This window comes from Nocardia sp. NPDC047038 (genome assembly GCF_040644075.1).
Classification (GTDB): Bacteria; Actinomycetota; Actinomycetes; order Mycobacteriales; family Mycobacteriaceae; genus Nocardia; species Nocardia sichangensis.
In genome coordinates, this window is sequence record NZ_JBEYVQ010000001.1 from 897,969 (window position 1) to 912,860 (window position 14,892).

12 protein-coding genes are annotated in these 14,892 nt (G+C 71.0%); 7 read left to right on the forward strand and 5 right to left on the reverse strand.

The features are described from left to right. The first annotated feature begins 102 nt into the window (after positions 1-102). Both ABZ824_RS04390 and ABZ824_RS04395 read left to right on the forward strand, forming a co-directional pair. Positions 103-2,091: an APC family permease gene (locus ABZ824_RS04390; protein ID WP_355070385.1), complete on the forward strand. Its 1,989-nt coding sequence runs from the start codon at positions 103-105 to the stop codon at positions 2,089-2,091. A gap of 19 nt (positions 2,092-2,110) precedes the next feature. Next, positions 2,111-3,532, forward strand: a complete 1,422-nt coding sequence (locus ABZ824_RS04395) for a TRAM domain-containing protein (RefSeq protein WP_356961583.1) — start codon at positions 2,111-2,113, stop codon at positions 3,530-3,532. 4 nt (positions 3,533-3,536) lie between these two features. Here ABZ824_RS04395 and ABZ824_RS04400 read toward each other — a convergent pair whose 3' ends face one another. Next, a complete protein-coding gene (locus ABZ824_RS04400) occupies positions 3,537-4,340 on the reverse strand; it encodes an enoyl-CoA hydratase (protein ID WP_356961585.1) in 804 nt (267 codons plus the stop codon). Between the two features lie 122 nt (positions 4,341-4,462). On the opposite strand from ABZ824_RS04400, the gene ABZ824_RS04405 reads away from it, so the two are divergent. Both ABZ824_RS04405 and ABZ824_RS04410 read left to right on the forward strand, forming a co-directional pair. Then, positions 4,463-4,762, forward strand: a complete 300-nt coding sequence (locus ABZ824_RS04405; protein ID WP_356961586.1) for a DUF1330 domain-containing protein — start codon at positions 4,463-4,465, stop codon at positions 4,760-4,762. A 25-nt stretch (positions 4,763-4,787) separates the two neighbouring features. After that, positions 4,788-5,153 (forward strand): glyoxalase, encoded by a 366-nt coding sequence (locus tag ABZ824_RS04410; protein ID WP_067809896.1) that lies wholly within the window; start codon positions 4,788-4,790, stop codon positions 5,151-5,153. A 29-nt stretch (positions 5,154-5,182) separates the two neighbouring features. Here the strand turns inward: ABZ824_RS04410 and ABZ824_RS04415 are convergent, their stop codons facing one another. Further along, positions 5,183-5,857 carry an SIMPL domain-containing protein gene (locus ABZ824_RS04415; protein WP_355070392.1) on the reverse strand — a complete coding sequence of 225 codons (675 nt, stop codon included), beginning with the start codon at positions 5,855-5,857 and terminating at the stop codon, positions 5,183-5,185. 51 nt (positions 5,858-5,908) lie between these two features. Next, a complete protein-coding gene (glsA, locus tag ABZ824_RS04420; RefSeq protein ID WP_356962453.1) occupies positions 5,909-7,726 on the reverse strand; it encodes a glutaminase A in 1,818 nt (605 codons plus the stop codon). A gap of 193 nt (positions 7,727-7,919) precedes the next feature. Between glsA and dxs the strand changes: the two genes are divergently transcribed. Next, positions 7,920-9,815 carry a 1-deoxy-D-xylulose-5-phosphate synthase gene (gene dxs / locus ABZ824_RS04425; protein WP_356961587.1) on the forward strand — a complete coding sequence of 632 codons (1,896 nt, stop codon included), beginning with the start codon at positions 7,920-7,922 and terminating at the stop codon, positions 9,813-9,815. Between the two features lie 34 nt (positions 9,816-9,849). Here the strand turns inward: dxs and ABZ824_RS04430 are convergent, their stop codons facing one another. Further along, positions 9,850-11,088: an HRDC domain-containing protein gene (locus ABZ824_RS04430; protein WP_355070395.1), complete on the reverse strand. Its 1,239-nt coding sequence runs from the start codon at positions 11,086-11,088 to the stop codon at positions 9,850-9,852. A 137-nt stretch (positions 11,089-11,225) separates the two neighbouring features. Next, positions 11,226-11,864 carry a DUF3000 domain-containing protein gene (locus tag ABZ824_RS04435; RefSeq protein WP_084823786.1) on the reverse strand — a complete coding sequence of 213 codons (639 nt, stop codon included), beginning with the start codon at positions 11,862-11,864 and terminating at the stop codon, positions 11,226-11,228. A gap of 123 nt (positions 11,865-11,987) precedes the next feature. On the opposite strand from ABZ824_RS04435, the gene hemE reads away from it, so the two are divergent. After that, positions 11,988-13,052: a uroporphyrinogen decarboxylase gene (gene hemE, locus ABZ824_RS04440; RefSeq protein ID WP_355071032.1), complete on the forward strand. Its 1,065-nt coding sequence runs from the start codon at positions 11,988-11,990 to the stop codon at positions 13,050-13,052. Positions 13,053-13,362: 310 nt separating this feature from the next. Further along, complete coding sequence (locus ABZ824_RS04445; RefSeq protein WP_356961589.1) at positions 13,363-14,724, forward strand: protoporphyrinogen oxidase; 1,362 nt, start codon at positions 13,363-13,365, stop codon at positions 14,722-14,724. The last annotated feature ends 168 nt before the right edge of the window (positions 14,725-14,892 follow it).

The following is a 14,892-nucleotide window of genomic DNA, read 5'->3' on the forward strand; positions in this document are numbered from 1 at the left end:
TACCCGCCGAATGATTCCACCGGCCACGTTCCCCCTCCAGCTGGCGAGCAAACCTGCGAGCCACGCGCGCGATCCACCGTGCGGGGGCCTATGCTCGCTCCAGTGTCCAAGTTGACGACGGCAGCGAAGCGAGTGCTGCTGGGCAGGCCTTTCCGTAGTGACTCGCTCGGCCACACGCTGCTGCCGAAGCGAATCGCGCTCCCGGTGTTCGCTTCCGATGCCATGTCATCGGTCGCCTACGCCCCCGAGGAGATCTTCCTCGTTCTTTCGGCCGCCGGGGTCACGGCCTACCTGTACGCCCCATGGGTCGGATTGGCCGTCGCCTTCGTCATGGCTGTCGTGGTGGCCAGCTACCGGCAGAACGTGCACGCCTACCCGTCCGGCGGCGGCGACTACGAGGTGGCCACCACCAATCTGGGGCCGAACGCGGGCCTGACCGTCGGCAGCGCGCTGCTGGTCGACTACGTGCTCACCGTCGCGGTGTCGATCTCCTCGGCCGCGTCCAACATCGGCTCGGCCATCCCGTTCGTCGCGACACACAAAGTGCTGTTCGCCGTCGTCGCCATCGCTCTGTTGACCGCGATGAATCTGCGCGGTGTGCGGGAGTCCGGCACGGCGTTCGCGATTCCGACCTACGCGTTCATCATCGGCATGTTCCTCATGCTGAGCTGGGGCCTGTTCCGGATCTTCGTGCTCGGCGAGGAGTTGCGGGCCGAATCGGCCGGTTTCGGATTGATCGCCGAGCACGAGCACCTCTACGGGCTGGCGTTCGCCTTCCTCATCGCGCGCTCGTTCTCTTCCGGGTGTGCCGCGCTGACCGGTGTGGAGGCGATCAGCAACGGTGTGCCCGCGTTCCGCAAACCCAAGTCGCGCAATGCCGCCACCACTTTGCTGATGCTGGGCACGATCGCGATCGTGTTGCTGATGGGCATCATCATCCTCGCCCAGAAGATCGGGGTGGTGTACGCGCACAACGTCGAGGACCTGACCGGCGCACCGTCGGACTACCACCAGAAGACGCTGATCGCGCAGCTCGCCGAGACCGTGTTCGAGGGTTTCCCGCTCGGCTTCTTCTTCATCACGACGGTGACCGCGCTGATCCTGGTGCTGGCCGCCAACACCGCGTTCAACGGGTTCCCCGTGCTCGGCTCGATCCTGGCGCAGGACCGCTACCTGCCGCGCCAGCTGCACACCAGGGGCGATCGGCTGGCGTTCAGCAACGGCATCCTGTTCCTCTCCGGCGCGGCCATCGCGTTCGTGGTGCTGTTCGGCGCCGAGGTGACCAAGCTGATCCAGCTGTACATCGTCGGCGTGTTCGTCTCGTTCGTGCTCAGCCAGACCGGCATGCTGCGGCACTGGACCCGCTTGCTGCGCACCGAGACCGACCCGGCGCAGCGCGCGCGGATGAAGCGCTCGCGGGTGATCAACGCGGTCGGTCTCAGCGCGACCGGAGCGGTGCTGGTCATCGTGCTGATCACCAAGTTCTTCGCGGGCGCCTACATCGCCATCTTCACCATGGTGGCGATCTTCGTCGTGATGAAGATGATTCGCAGGCATTACGATTCGGTCGCGCGCGAGCTGGACGAGCACGAGTGGGACGGCGTGCTGCCCAGCCGCTCGCACTCCATCGTGCTGGTTTCCCGGCTGCATCTGCCGACCCGCCGCGCCCTCGCCTACGCCCGCGCCAGCCGCCCGGACACGCTGGAGGCGGTGACGGTGAACGTCGACGAGGCCGACACCAGGGCGCTGGTGCGGGAGTGGGAGAACAGCGACATCACAGTGCCGCTCAAGGTGATCGAATCGCCCTATCGCGAGATCACCAAGCCGGTGCTGGACTATGTGAAGCGCGTGCGCAAGGACGCCCCGCGTGACGTGGTGACCGTGTTCATCCCGGAGTACGTGGTAGGCCATTGGTGGGAACAGGTGCTGCACAACCAGAGCGCGCTGCGGTTGAAGGGCAGGCTGCTGTTCGTGCCGGGCGTGATGGTGACCAGCGTGCCGTGGCAGTTGAGTTCGTCCGCGCGGGCGCGGACCCCCGGGGTGGTGAACGCGCCGGGCGCGGTGCGGCGCGGGTACGAGGATCGGATGTGACGTCCATGGAGCGTTCGGGATGAGCGATCGGCCGACCGCCACGTTCGAAGTGCGGCTCGGGCCGCCGGGTCACGGCGGCTTCTGTGTCGCACGGCACGAGGGACGTGTGGTGTTCGTCCGGCACGGCCTGCCCGGCGAGCTGGTGCGGGTCCGGGTCACCGAGGATCGCGGCGGCTCGTTCTGCCGTGCCGACGCGGTCGAGGTGCTCGAGGCGTCCCCGGATCGGGTGCGGGCCACCTGTCCGGTGTCCGGCCCCGGTGGCGCGGGCTGCTGCGATTTCTCCTTCGCCACGCCGGTGGCCCAGCGCGCGCTGAAGGCCACGGTGGTGGCCGAACAGTTGCGGCGGCTGGCCGGGATCGAGCGGGAAGTGGTGGTGGAGCCGATCGGGCCCGGCGACGCGATCGGGGGGTGGCGCACCCGCGTGCGCCTCGCGGTCGACGCCCACGGACGTGCGGGCGTGCACCGCTATCGCAGCACCGACGTGATCACGGATCTGCGGTGCCCGCAACCGGTCGCGGGGGCTTTGGACGGGATCGCGGACCGGCGGTGGACGCCCGGCGCCGATCTGGTGATCGCGGTGGACGGTGATGGGATACGGCACGTCGTCGAGCTGGCGCCCGCTGCCGAGTCCGAACCGGTCGGCCACGAGCCCGGTCGGCGCGGTCCCGGCGGGAGTGGGCGGCGATCGGAGCCGGGGAGCCGGGATCGGCGTGCGGGCGGCGGAGGTGGTCGCCGCGATCGGCCGCACGGCCGGGATCGGCGCGGGGCACAGTGGCCCGCCGCGGAGTCCGCTCGCAGCGACGACCGGCGCGCGGCATCCGCACGACGCGCCGCGGCGCACGCGGCACGCGACGAGTGGGTGTTCGAGGGCAGCGGGCGCGCGGTCGAGTACGTGGCCGGGCGCCGGTGGGAGGTCGCGGCGACGGGCTTCTGGCAAGCGCATCACGGTGCGGCGCAACGGTATTCGGACCTGATCGCGGAATGGTCGGAACTCGGTCCCGGCGGCCGGGCGTGGGATCTCTACAGCGGCGCCGGGGTGTTCGCCGCGCGGCTCGCCGAGCGGGCCGGGCGGACCGGCGTGGTGCTCGCGGTGGAATCCGCGCGGCCCGCCGTCGCGGACGGCGCCGCCGCGTTGCGCGACCTGCCCTGGGTGGAACTGCGGGCCCAGCGGGTGGAGCGCTGGGTGCTCGAGCACGTCGGTGCGGCCGCCCCGGACGTCGTCGTGCTCGATCCGCCGCGCGCGGGAGCGGGCAAAGAGGTGGTCGGCGCGGTCACCGCCAGCGGGCCGACGCGGATCATCCACGTAGGCTGCGATCCCGCCGCGTTCGCCCGCGATCTCGGCCTGTATCAGGCGGCGGGCTACCGGCTCGCCGATCTGCGCGCCTTCGACGCCTTCCCCGCGACGCACCACGTGGAAAGCCTCGCGCTGCTGGAGCGTTGAGCGGTCAGTCCTCGTAGACCGGGGGCCTGCGGTCCTTACGGGCGCGGATCGCTTCGTCGAAATTGCCGGTGGTGAGGCGGACGTACAACTGGGCCGTGCCCTCGTGCTGCATGTGCGATTCGAATCCGCCCGCCTCCAGGCCGCTCCACAACATGCGCTTGGTGAGCTCGGTGCCCACCCGGCTGAAGCCGATGATGCGTTCGGCGAGGTCATAGCAGGTGTCCAGCAGTTTCGCCGCCGGAACCGTGCGGGATACCAGGCCGATTCGCTCGGCTTCGGTCGCGTCGACGTCGCGGCCGGACAACATGATCTCGAACGCCCTCGACGCGCCGACCGCGCGGGGCAGCAGATAGCTGAGGCCCAGTTCGGCGGAGGTGAGGCCGTTGTTGATGCCCGCGGCGCGGAAGTACGCGTCCTCGGCGGCGATCCGGATGTCGGCGCCGACGGCCAGGCACAGCCCGCCGCCGATGGCCGCGCCGTTGACCGCCGCGATCACCGGCTGGTGCATCCGCCGCAGCGTGATCAGCACGTCGTTGAGCAGATCCATCGACCGGCGCGCGACACTGGTGACGGTCAGCCCGTCGACGTTCGGCACCTTTCCCGCGCCGGTCAGGTCGGCTCCCGAGCAGAAACCGTGTCCCGCCCCGGTCAGCACGACGACCCGCACGTCGTTGTCGGCGCGCACACCCTCCAGCGCCTCGCGCAGCGGGATCATCACGTCGAACGCCATCGCGTTCATCCGTTCGGGCCGATTGAGCGTCACCAGGGCGATATGGGGCCGTGGTTTGTCGATGAGCACGAACGACATGCGACCTCCTGAGCGGTGACAACCTCAATATAGCCACGCCGGGCGCGGCGCAGCGGTGAATCGCGGTCGGCACCCGCCGGATCCGGGTCGGGTCGCCGGACCGCCCAATTAGAGTCACCGCCATGACCGTGTACGCAATCGCGCAACTGAAGTTCACCGACCGCGCCGCCTACGATCGCTACCAGGCGCGCTTCCTCGACGTCTTCGTCCGCTACTCCGGGACGCTGCTGGCCGCGGACGAGTCCCCGCAGACCATCGAGGGCGTCACCGATCGCGAGAAGGTGGTGCTGATCTCCTTCCCGGACGAGCCGTCCTTTCGCGCCTGGGCCGAATCGCCGGAGTACCAGGAGATCTCGAAGGATCGGCACGCCGGAGCGGACACGGTCACCCTGCTGGTGCGGGGTCTCGGTCACGGGTCGTGAACCGGCATTCGGGCACGATGGAACCATGATCCATCACGTCCAATTGTGCTGTCCCGCAGGCGCGGAAGACCGGCAGCGCGGTTTCTATACCGGAGTGCTCGGATGGGCCGAACTCCCGAAGCCGCCCCTGCTGGCGGCCCGGGGCGGTTGCTGGTTCCGCGTCCCCGGTCGCGGTGGCCCGGACGGTGAACTGCACATCGGCGTGGAAGCCGACTTCCGTCCGGCCGGCAAGGCACACCCGGCATTCGTCGTGGACATCGATGCCGTCGCCGCGGCGGTCTCGGCGGCCGGATATCCGGTTGTCTGGGCCGATCCGGCCGAGATTCCGGGGCGGCGGCGGTTCCACACGCACGACGCGGTGGGCAACCGGGTGGAATTCCTCGCGGACTGATCCGGGGGGAGCACCAGGACCGGGCGCCGTCAGTCCAGCTGCCAAGTGACGCGGACGTCCGCGGAGATCTCGCTCTCGCCCAGCTCCACCGGGATGGCGACGGCACGGTAGGCCTCCATCGGAGCGGACATCGCCTGTGCGCGCGGAACCGGAGGCGCGGCGGCGGTGTCCTCGGTGATCTGCACGACGTCGCCGAGCGAGCGCCGTGCCCGCCGGGCGTACTGCTCGCCCTTGGCGAGGGCGTTGTCCCACGCGGCGTCGCGGGCGCGGGTGAGCAGGGACTCCAGGTCGGCGAAGGTGAGGGTCAGACCACCGAGGCGCACGTCGTCACCGCCCGCCTCGACGCAGTTGGCGATGATCGTGCCCGGGCCGGGATCGGCCTGCTCGCCGATATCGCGCAACGCGACCGTCAACGATGTGCTCGCGAGGTATCCCGTGATGCGGTTGCCCTGTCCCTCGGTCCACACCGTCTCGGTCTGTACCGACAGTCCGCTGGTGGCTATGTCCGCGCCGTCGACCCCGTCGGAGCGCAGCGATCGCGCGACCGCGGCCACGCGCTCACCGGCCCGGCTGTAGGCGAGCGCGACCTTGCTCGCGCGCGATTCGACGGAGATCGTCACCCGCATCAGATCGGGGACGGCGCGGGCGGTGCCGTGTCCGTAGGTGGTGACGGTGCCTGCCCGCGAATCGGTGTTCGTGCCCACTGAGCCTCCTCGTCGATCGCTGTCGATCCGCACCGCACCATCGTGCCCGCTTCAGTAGTCGCCGCCGCGGGCCGCGATCGCCCGCACAGCCGCGTCGATCTGCGCGAAGGCTTCGGCGGCCAGCTGTTCGAGCAGCGCGAGCTTCAGCCCGGGCGCTTGCGGGGTGAGCCGATCGAACCGTTCAGGGGTCAGCACCGCGACGCACGTCTCGGTCTCCGCCAGTACCTCGTTCCCGAACGGCGTTCCGACCAGCATCGGAATCTCCCCGAACGACATCCCGGCCGACAGGCTGAGCAGCCGGTGCGTGCGTCCGTCGGTGCCTTCGACCGTCAGGCGCACGCGGCCGTCGAGGATCAGGTAGAGACCCGAGCGCGCGCTGCCGCGTTCGGCGATCACCGCCCCGCGCGCGAACGTGCGCACCCGGAACTGCTCCGCCAGGCGGGATCGCTCGTCCGCGGCGAGGCCGGCCAACGCCGGGTGACTCTCGATGCCGAACGACGCGCAGGCGGCCTCGCCGGCGGGGCGATGGTTCGCGAGCACGATGTTCTCGCACCACTCGGTCGCGGTGTCGCGATCGATGAACACCGGCCCCCTCGGATCGTCGGGATCGATGCCGGAATCCGGGGACCGCAGTCGCGCGTCGGGATCGACCAGCGCCACTCGGACACCCGCCGACAACTGCTCGAGTCGCAGGTCGTCGATCATCCGCACCGCGATCGCGCTCACCTCGCCGACCCTGCGCACGTCGATGGCCAGCGCTTCCAGCTCGCCCGCCTGCTCCTCGATGGTGCGCACCGTGCGCTCCGCGCCCGCGAACAGCAGGTCGCCGTGCAGCTCGTAGACACACGCGCGATGCCCGTGCGCGGCGAGCACCGCGATCTCCTCGGTCGGGCGGCGTAGCCGCGAGGGCACCTCGGCCACCGAGTACGCCGCCCGGATCGCGGCCCGCGCCGCTCGGGTCACGTGCAGGAAGTGCAGCTCGAGTCGCCGCGACAGTTCACGGCAGGCGGCCACGCCGCGCACGCTGTTGCCGTGCCCGTCCAGCCGCGGCGAGTACACCGCGATCCCGACCTGTCCGGGCAGCACCGCCACGATCCCGCCCCCGACGCCACTCTTGGCGGGCAGGCCGACAGTGGTCACCCAGTCGCCAGCCGCGTTGTACATGCCGCAGGTGGTCATGACACTGAGCACCTGCTCCGTCAGCGCCGCCGAGGCCGCCTGCTCTCCGGTGACCGGATTGCGCCCGTTGTTCGCCAGCGATGCGGCCATCAGGGCCATATCCTCGCAGGTCACGGTAACCGCGCACTGGCGGAAATAGCGATCGACCGCCTCGTCCGGGTCGGCGTCGAGGATGCCGAACGAGCGCAGCATGTAGCCGATGGCGCGATTGCGGTACCCGGTGCGCGCCTCGGAGGCGTAGACCGCCTCGTTCACGGTGAGCTCGCGCCCGGCGAAGCTCGAGTAGCAGCGCCGGATCCGCTCGAAGCGGTCGGCGGGGTCGCGGCCGTCGATCAGCGAGGCGGCGGTGATCGCGCCCGCGTTGATCATCGGGTTGCGCGGCCGCGCGGTCACCGGATCCAGGCTGATCTCGTTGAACGGCTCACCGGAGGGCTCGACGTCGATGCGCTGGGCGACCGCGGCCTGCCCCCGGTCGGCCAGCGCGAGGGCGTAGGTGAACGGCTTGGAGATGGACTGGATGGTGAATTCGGTCCGGACATCGCCCGCGCCGTAGATCCGGCCGTCGGCGGTGGCCAGGCAGATGGCGAACGAATCCGGTTGCACCGCGGCGAGTTCCGGGATGTAGTCCGCCAGCGTTCCGGAGCGGTCGTCCCGGCAACGACGGTGGACGTCGTCGACGATCCGTGCCACCACGCCGGGTTCGATTGTCCGGGAGACCACTTGCTCGGGCCGGGCCACCCTGTCACTCTAGGCCGGGTACCGTATGTCGAGGCTCACATTTCGACGCCATGTCGGTTGGTGTGACCGTTCTCGTGCGGGAGCACCGGCCGCCGCTCCGTAGACTGATCGGATCAGATGCGCTATCCGGAGGGAGCTAGTTCAGGTGGGAGTGCTTTCCCGGGTCGACACGCCCGATGATCTGCGCCGGCTGACCGTGCCGCAGGTGCGCGAGCTGGCGGAGGAGGTCCGCGAGTTCCTGGTGCGCAAAGTCGCCGCGACCGGCGGGCACCTCGGCCCGAACCTCGGTGTGGTCGAACTCACCATCGCCCTGCACCGGATCTTCGACTCGCCGGCCGACCCGTTGATCTTCGACACCGGCCACCAGGCCTATGTGCACAAGATCCTGACCGGGCGCAAAGACCAGTTCGACTCGCTGCGCAAACAGGGCGGCCTGTCCGGCTACCCGAGCCGGGCCGAGAGCGCGCACGACTGGGTGGAGTCCTCACACGCCTCGGCGGCGCTGTCCTACGCGGATGGCCTGGCGAAGGCGTTCGCGCTGAGCGGGCAGGACCGGCACGTGGTCGCGATCGTCGGCGACGGCGCGCTCACCGGCGGCATGTGCTGGGAGGCGCTGAACAACATCGCCGCATCCGACCGTCCGGTGGTCGTCGTGGTGAACGACAACGGCCGCTCCTACGCGCCCACCATCGGCGGTCTGGCCGAGCGGCTGACCGCGCTGCGCACCCAGCCCGCCTACGAGCACGCCCTGGACGCGGGCAAGCGCATCCTCAAGAGCATCCCCAGGGTGGGCGAATCGGCGTACTCGATGGTGCACGCGGTGAAGGCGGGCATCAAGGACGCGGTCAGCCCTCAGGAACTGTTCAGCGACCTCGGCCTGAAGTACGTCGGGCCGGTGGACGGCCACGACGTCGTCGCGCTCGAGGCCGCGCTGCGCCGGGCCAAGGACTTCGGCGGCCCCGTCGTGGTGCACGCGGTGACGCAGAAGGGCCGCGGCTACGCGCCCGCCGAGAACCATGTCGCCGACCAGATGCATGCCTGCGATCCCATCGACCCGCTCACCGGCGTCCCGGTCGGTGGTCCGAAGGCGCGCGGATGGACCTCGGTGTTCTCCGAGGAGTTGATCGCGCACGCCGAGCGCCGCGCCGACATCGTCGCCATCACCGCGGCGATGCCGGGCCCGACCGGACTGGCGGCGTTCGGGGAGCGCTTCCCGGACCGGATGTTCGACGTCGGCATCGCCGAGCAGCACGCCATGGCCTCCGCCGCGGGCCTCGCGCTCGGCGGCATGCACCCGGTGGTGGCGATCTACTCGACCTTCCTCAATCGCGCCTTCGACCAGCTGCTGATGGACGTGGCGCTGCTGAAGCAGCCGGTCACCGTGGTACTGGACCGCGCGGGCATCACCGGCTCCGACGGCGCCAGCCACAATGGCATGTGGGATCTGTCGGTCCTCGGGATCATCCCCGGCATCCGGGTCGCCGCGCCGCGCGACGCCGCGACGCTGCGGGAGGAACTGGCCGAGGCGCTGGCCGTCAACGACGGACCGACCGCGCTGCGTTTCCCGAAAGGCAGTGTCGCCGAGGATATCTCGGCGGTGGAACGGCTGGACGGCATCGACGTGCTGCGGATGGCCGAGCCGGACGGCGGATCGGTGCAAGCGGTGCACGGCGACGTGCTGCTCGTCGCGGTGGGCTCGTTCGCGAGCACGGCGCTGGAGGCGGCGAATCTGCTGGATTCCGAAGGCGTCTCGGTCACCGTCATCGACCCGCGCTGGGTGCTGCCGGTCTCCGACGCGCTGCTGAAACTCGCGGAGAACTACCGGCTCGTGGTCACGCTGGAAGACGGTGGCCTGCACGGCGGCATCGGTTCCACGGTGTCGGCCCGGCTGCGCAACTCCGGGCTGGACATCCCGACCCGCGATCTCGGTGTGCCGCAACAGTTCCTGGACCATGCCTCGCGCGGTGAGGTCCACGCCGAACTCGGCCTCACCGGCCCGGACATCGCCCGCCGGATCAGCGGGTGGCTGGCCGCTCGCTGACGCCGCAGCCACGGGCGAGCCGACGGCGCGGGCGCTAGTCCGACGGCGGCAACGCCGCGGCAAGTCGCGGGACGTCGAGTTCCCGCTGCCACGGCCGGGCGCCGCCGGACTTCAGGAATCCGTCGACGGCGGAGGGGTCCACCGCCTCGTAGTCGGGCAGTCCGTCCCAGCACAGGCGGCGAACCAGATCCGGCGCGAGCAGGTTCTCCACCGGGATCGCGTGCTGCGCCGACAGGTCGGCCATGGCGGCTCGTGCCCGGGTCAGGCGCGCCGCCGCGGCCGGGTCGCGGCGCTCCCAGCGGTTGACCGGCGGCGGGCCGTCGAACGGCTGGGTGAGCGGCGGGAGGTCGCTGTCGGGCAACGTACGGCCGCGCTCGATCGCGGCGAGCCATTCGCGGGAGTACCGGCGCTGGCGCGGACCGCCGAACACCGGCAAGGTGCGCAACTGCGCGATGGACCTGGGTTCCGCGGCCGCCGCGGCGATGATCGCGGCGTCCGGGAGGATGCGGGCGGGCGCCACGTCGCGGGCACGGGCCAGCGCGTCTCGCGCGGTCCACAGCTCGCGCACCACCGCCAGTTGCCTGGTGCGCCGCAGGGTGTGGATGCCCGAGGTACGCCGCCACCGCTCGGCCTTCGGCGCGGGCGGGTCCAAGGTGCGAATGTGCTCGAATTCCTGTATCGCCCAATCCGTTTTGCCCTGCGCATCGAGTGCGTCGGCCACGGCGTCGCGCAGTTCGAGCAGCAGTTCCACGTCCAGGGCGGCGTAGTTCAGCCAGTCGGCGGGCAGCGGCCGGGTGGACCAGTCGGCCGCCCCGTGCCCCTTGCGCAGCGCGTGGCCCAACAGCCGCTCCACCATCGCGGCGAGCCCGACGCGCTCGAAACCAGCCAGACGTCCGCCGAGTTCGGTGTCGAACAGCCGGGCCGGGCGCAAACCCAGTTCGGCCAGGCCGGGAAGATCCTGGTCCGCGGAGTGCAGGACCCACTCCAGCCCGTTGATCGCGTCGGCCAGCGGGCCGAGGGCTTCGGTGACCGGGATCGGGTCGATGAGGAACGTGCCCGCGCCCGCACGGCGCAGCTGGATCAGATACGCGCGCGCCGAATAGCGGAACCCGGAGGCGCGCTCGGCGTCCACGGCCAGCGGGCCGGTGCCCGCGACCAGCCGGGCGGCGGCTGCGCTGATCTCGGCGGCGGTGTCCAGTACCGGTGGCACGCCCTCCACCGGCGCGAGCAGCGGCGTCGCGGCCGAGGGTTCGGATTCGTCTGGTACGGACATGGTGTTGAACTTTACGTGCCGACGCCACGGCGCCGCCGTCCTATCGGCGCATAAGTGTGTCGGCGAATCGGGCGCGATGTGCCCCGCACACAGAACGAGGGGCTCCGGCGCAGGTCACGGCACGCCGACGGGCGTGCTCAGGGGTGATCGCCGGACAGGCCGGGCCGGATCTGCAGCTGGGTCACCCCGGCCGGCGGCAACCCCGCCGCGTAGGCCAGTACCTCGCAGAACGCCTCCAGATGCGGGCGCATGTCGGTGGTGACCGGCGTCCACGACGCGCGTATCTCCAGCTGATGGGCGCGCGGCGGACCGGCGATGTCTCCGTAGCGCACCGAGCTGGTCGAGGTCACCGTGCCGCCGAGCGCGGTGAACGGCTCGGTGCGCGACTCCAGCGCGTCCACCAGCCAGCTCCACGCCACCTCGGGCAGCAGAGGATCGGTGGCGAGCGCGGCGTCGATGTCGGCCTGGATGTAGGCGACCAGACGCAAGGTGCCGTGCCAGGTGTCGTCGCCGTCCGGATCGTGCAGCAGGATCAGCCTGCCGAACGCGTCGCCTTCGGAATCGGCCGGTACGACAGGGGTTTCCGGATGAGCGACCTCCGCGCCGATGGCGTAGGAGAACGGTGCGAGTCGTTGCGGGGGCCGGATGGGCGCGAGCTCGATCCGAGGGTGCACGGTAGCGGTGCCCATCGCCTCGACCGCGGCGCGAAACTGAGCTGGCTCGCCATGAGGTCCTTCGGTCGGTGCGGCGCCGTCGCGGAAGTCGAGCGGTGTCACGAATGCTGACGGTAGACCTTGTGCACCCGGCGCAGTCGGAGGCGCGCCGCTACGGGCCATGCGGCGTCCGTGCGGTCATCGCTGCCGCCTCCGCGTCCGCCCCTCCCGCCGGGCCCGCATACGATAGCCGTGATGAGCACTCATACCCGCCGCCGGTTGACCGATGCCCCGTTCCTGGCCGCCGCTACCGGCGCGACGCCCAGCAGGCGTCCGGTGTGGTTCATGCGCCAGGCCGGACGCTCGCTGCCCGAGTACCGCGAGGTGCGGGCGGGCATCGGGATGCTCGAATCCTGCTTCGATCCCGAGCTGGTGTGCGAGATCACCTTGCAGCCGATTCGCAGGCACGGCGTCGACGCCGCGATCCTGTTCTCCGACATCGTCGTTCCGCTGAAAGCGGCGGGGATCGACCTGGACATCGTGCCGGGCGTGGGGCCGGTGGTCGCCGCGCCGGTGCGGACGGTCGGCGACGTGCGCGGTCTGCCCCGGCTGCGCCCCGAGGAGGTCGGGGCGGTGACCGACGGCGTGCGCCTGCTGGTCGACGCGCTGGGGGAGACGCCGCTGATCGGGTTCGCGGGCGCGCCGTTCACCCTCGCCTCCTACCTGGTCGAGGGCGGTCCGAGCAAGAACCACGAGCGCACCAAGGCGATGATGTACGCCGATCCGCAGACCTGGCACGAGCTGCTGGGCGTGCTCACCGACATCACCATCGCGTTCCTGCAGGCGCAGTTGGCAGCGGGCGTCGACGCGGTGCAATTGTTCGACTCCTGGGCGGGCGCCCTCTCGCTGGCCGACTACCGCAATTTCGTGCTCCCGCATTCGGAGCGGGTGTTCGCCGAGATCGCCGAGGCGGGCGTGCCGCGCATCCACTTCGGTGTGGGGACCGGAGAGCTGCTCGGCGCCATGAGCGAGGCGGGCGCCGACGTGGTCGGCGTCGATTGGCGGGTGCCGCTCACCGAGGCCGTCCGCCGCGTCGGGCCCGGAAAAGCGTTGCAGGGCAACCTCGATCCCGCCGTACTGTTCGCCGGACCGGAAGCGATCGAGGAGCAGGCCCGGCGGATCGCGCGCGAAGCGGACGAAGCGATCACGCTCGGCGCCGCCGGGCACATCTTCAACCTGGGCCACGGGGTGCTTCCGGACACCGATCCGGGCGTGCTGACCGCCTTGGTGGAACTCGTCCACGAGCTGTAGCGCGGGCGAACGCGGGTAGGCCGCCACGGCAGCGAGTGCGGCGGCTGCGTCGAGCGCTGAGTCAGGATCCGCCCGCTGTGGTCGCGGCGCCCGTGTCGGCGTACCCGGCCGCCAGGTCGACCCGCGTACCACGCGCCGACGCCCGGCATCCATCCGCGAGCGGCCGAGGCGGTTCATGCTCCCATCGGCCGAGTCGAGTCCGGCCGACGTATCCGTCATCGCCGCGGACATCGTGGACGCAGTGTGTTCCGAGTCATCCGGGCGCCTACCGTTGAACGGCCGCCGTCGCGGTACGCGATACGGTCGAGGGATGCGTATCGCGGTGGTCGGCGGTGGGATCAGCGGGCTGGTGGCCGCGTATCGGTTGCGGATGTCGCTCGGGCCGGATGCCGACGTACTCGTGCTCGATCGCGCCGAACGGATCGGCGGCATCCTCTACACGGGCGAACTGGGCGGGGAGCCACTGGATCTCGGCGCGGAGGCGTTCGTCGGGCGACGGCCGGAGGTACCCGCGCTGCTGCGGGAACTCGGGCTCGAGTCGCAGTTGGTGACCCCGGCGGGTCTGCGGCCGTTGGTGTGGTCCGCCGGCACCGCGCACCCGCTGCCGGAGGGCACCTTGATGGGTGTCCCGGCGACCGCGGAGTCGATGCGCGGGCTGGTCGACGCCGAGACACTGGCACGCATCGCCGCCGAACCCGACCGGCCGCTGGACTGGGAGCCCGGCTCCGACACCGACGTCTACCGACTGGTCGCCGACCGCTTCGGCGCGCAGGTCGCCGAGCGCAGCGTGGATCCGCTGCTCGGCGGCGTGTACGCGGGCAGCTCCCGCTCCATCGGTGTCCGCGCCGCGCTGCCCACGCTCGCTGCCGCGCTGGACGACGGCGCGCCCAGTCTCACCGCCGCCGTCGGCGCCGCGCTGCCGCCGCCCTCGAACGCGCCGGTCTTCGGTGGCATCCGGGACGGCTACCGGGTGCTGCTCGAGGCGCTCGCCGAACGTTCCGGGGCGCGGTTCGTCACCACGACGCCGGGCACGCGTCTGGCCAGAGGGCTGCGCGGTTGGGTGGTCGACCCGATCGGCGCCGTCGACGCGGTGGTGCTCGCCACTCCGGCGCCGGTGACCGCGCGACTGCTGGCCGCCGTCGCCCCGGTCGCCGCCGCGGAACTGGCCGGTGTCGAACTCTCCTCGTCGGCGGTGGTCGCGCTGGCGCTGCCCCGCGAGACCGCCCTGCCACAGAACTCCGGCATCCTGGTGGCCACCGGAGAGCCGCTGCGGGCCAAAGCCTTCACCCTGTCCAGCCGCAAATGGACACATCTCGCACAACGTGAAACCGCGCTCGTCCGCGTCTCTTTCGGCAAGTTCGGCGACGACTCCCCGCTGTCCTGGCCCGACGCCGAACTCGTCGCCGCCGCCACCGCGGACCTGGCTACCGTCACCGGGGTCGCGATCGAGCCGGTCGAGGCCGTCGTACAGCGGTGGCCGGGTGGCCTCGCCCAGTACGCGCCCGGCCATCCGGCCCGCATCGCGGCCGTCGAAGCCGAGGTCGCGGCGCTGGACGGGCTGGCGGTGGCGGGCGCGTACCTGCACGGCGTCGGTGTGCCCGCGTGCGTCGCCTCCGGCGCGGCCGCCGCACAGCGCATCGCGGCGGAGATCGGTGCGGGCACCGTACGTTGACCGTTCGCCGGGCGTGCCCGTACCGGCGAGATTCGTCGCGGCACCGCGCACGCGCTTTCCTGTGACCACAATTATGCGGCACTTTTCCGGCCTGTCGGACAATGTGCGGCGCACTCGAAATGCGCACCGATCGGCGTAATTAAAGACACCCCGTCGGAATGCGGAATC

Bases quoted from the DNA above. Each gene is read 5' to 3' on its own strand.
- ABZ824_RS04395 (WP_356961583.1), top strand. From the start codon at position 2,111: ATGAGCGATCGGCCGACCGCCACGTTCGAAGTGCGGCTCGGGCCGCCG.
- ABZ824_RS04400 (WP_356961585.1), bottom strand. From the start codon at position 4,340: ATGTCGTTCGTGCTCATCGACAAACCACGGCCCCATATCGCCCTGGTG.
- ABZ824_RS04405 (WP_356961586.1), top strand. From the start codon at position 4,463: ATGACCGTGTACGCAATCGCGCAACTGAAGTTCACCGACCGCGCCGCC.
- ABZ824_RS04410 (WP_067809896.1), top strand. From the start codon at position 4,788: ATGATCCATCACGTCCAATTGTGCTGTCCCGCAGGCGCGGAAGACCGG.
- ABZ824_RS04430 (WP_355070395.1), bottom strand. From the start codon at position 11,088: ATGTCCGTACCAGACGAATCCGAACCCTCGGCCGCGACGCCGCTGCTC.
- ABZ824_RS04445 (WP_356961589.1), top strand. From the start codon at position 13,363: ATGCGTATCGCGGTGGTCGGCGGTGGGATCAGCGGGCTGGTGGCCGCG.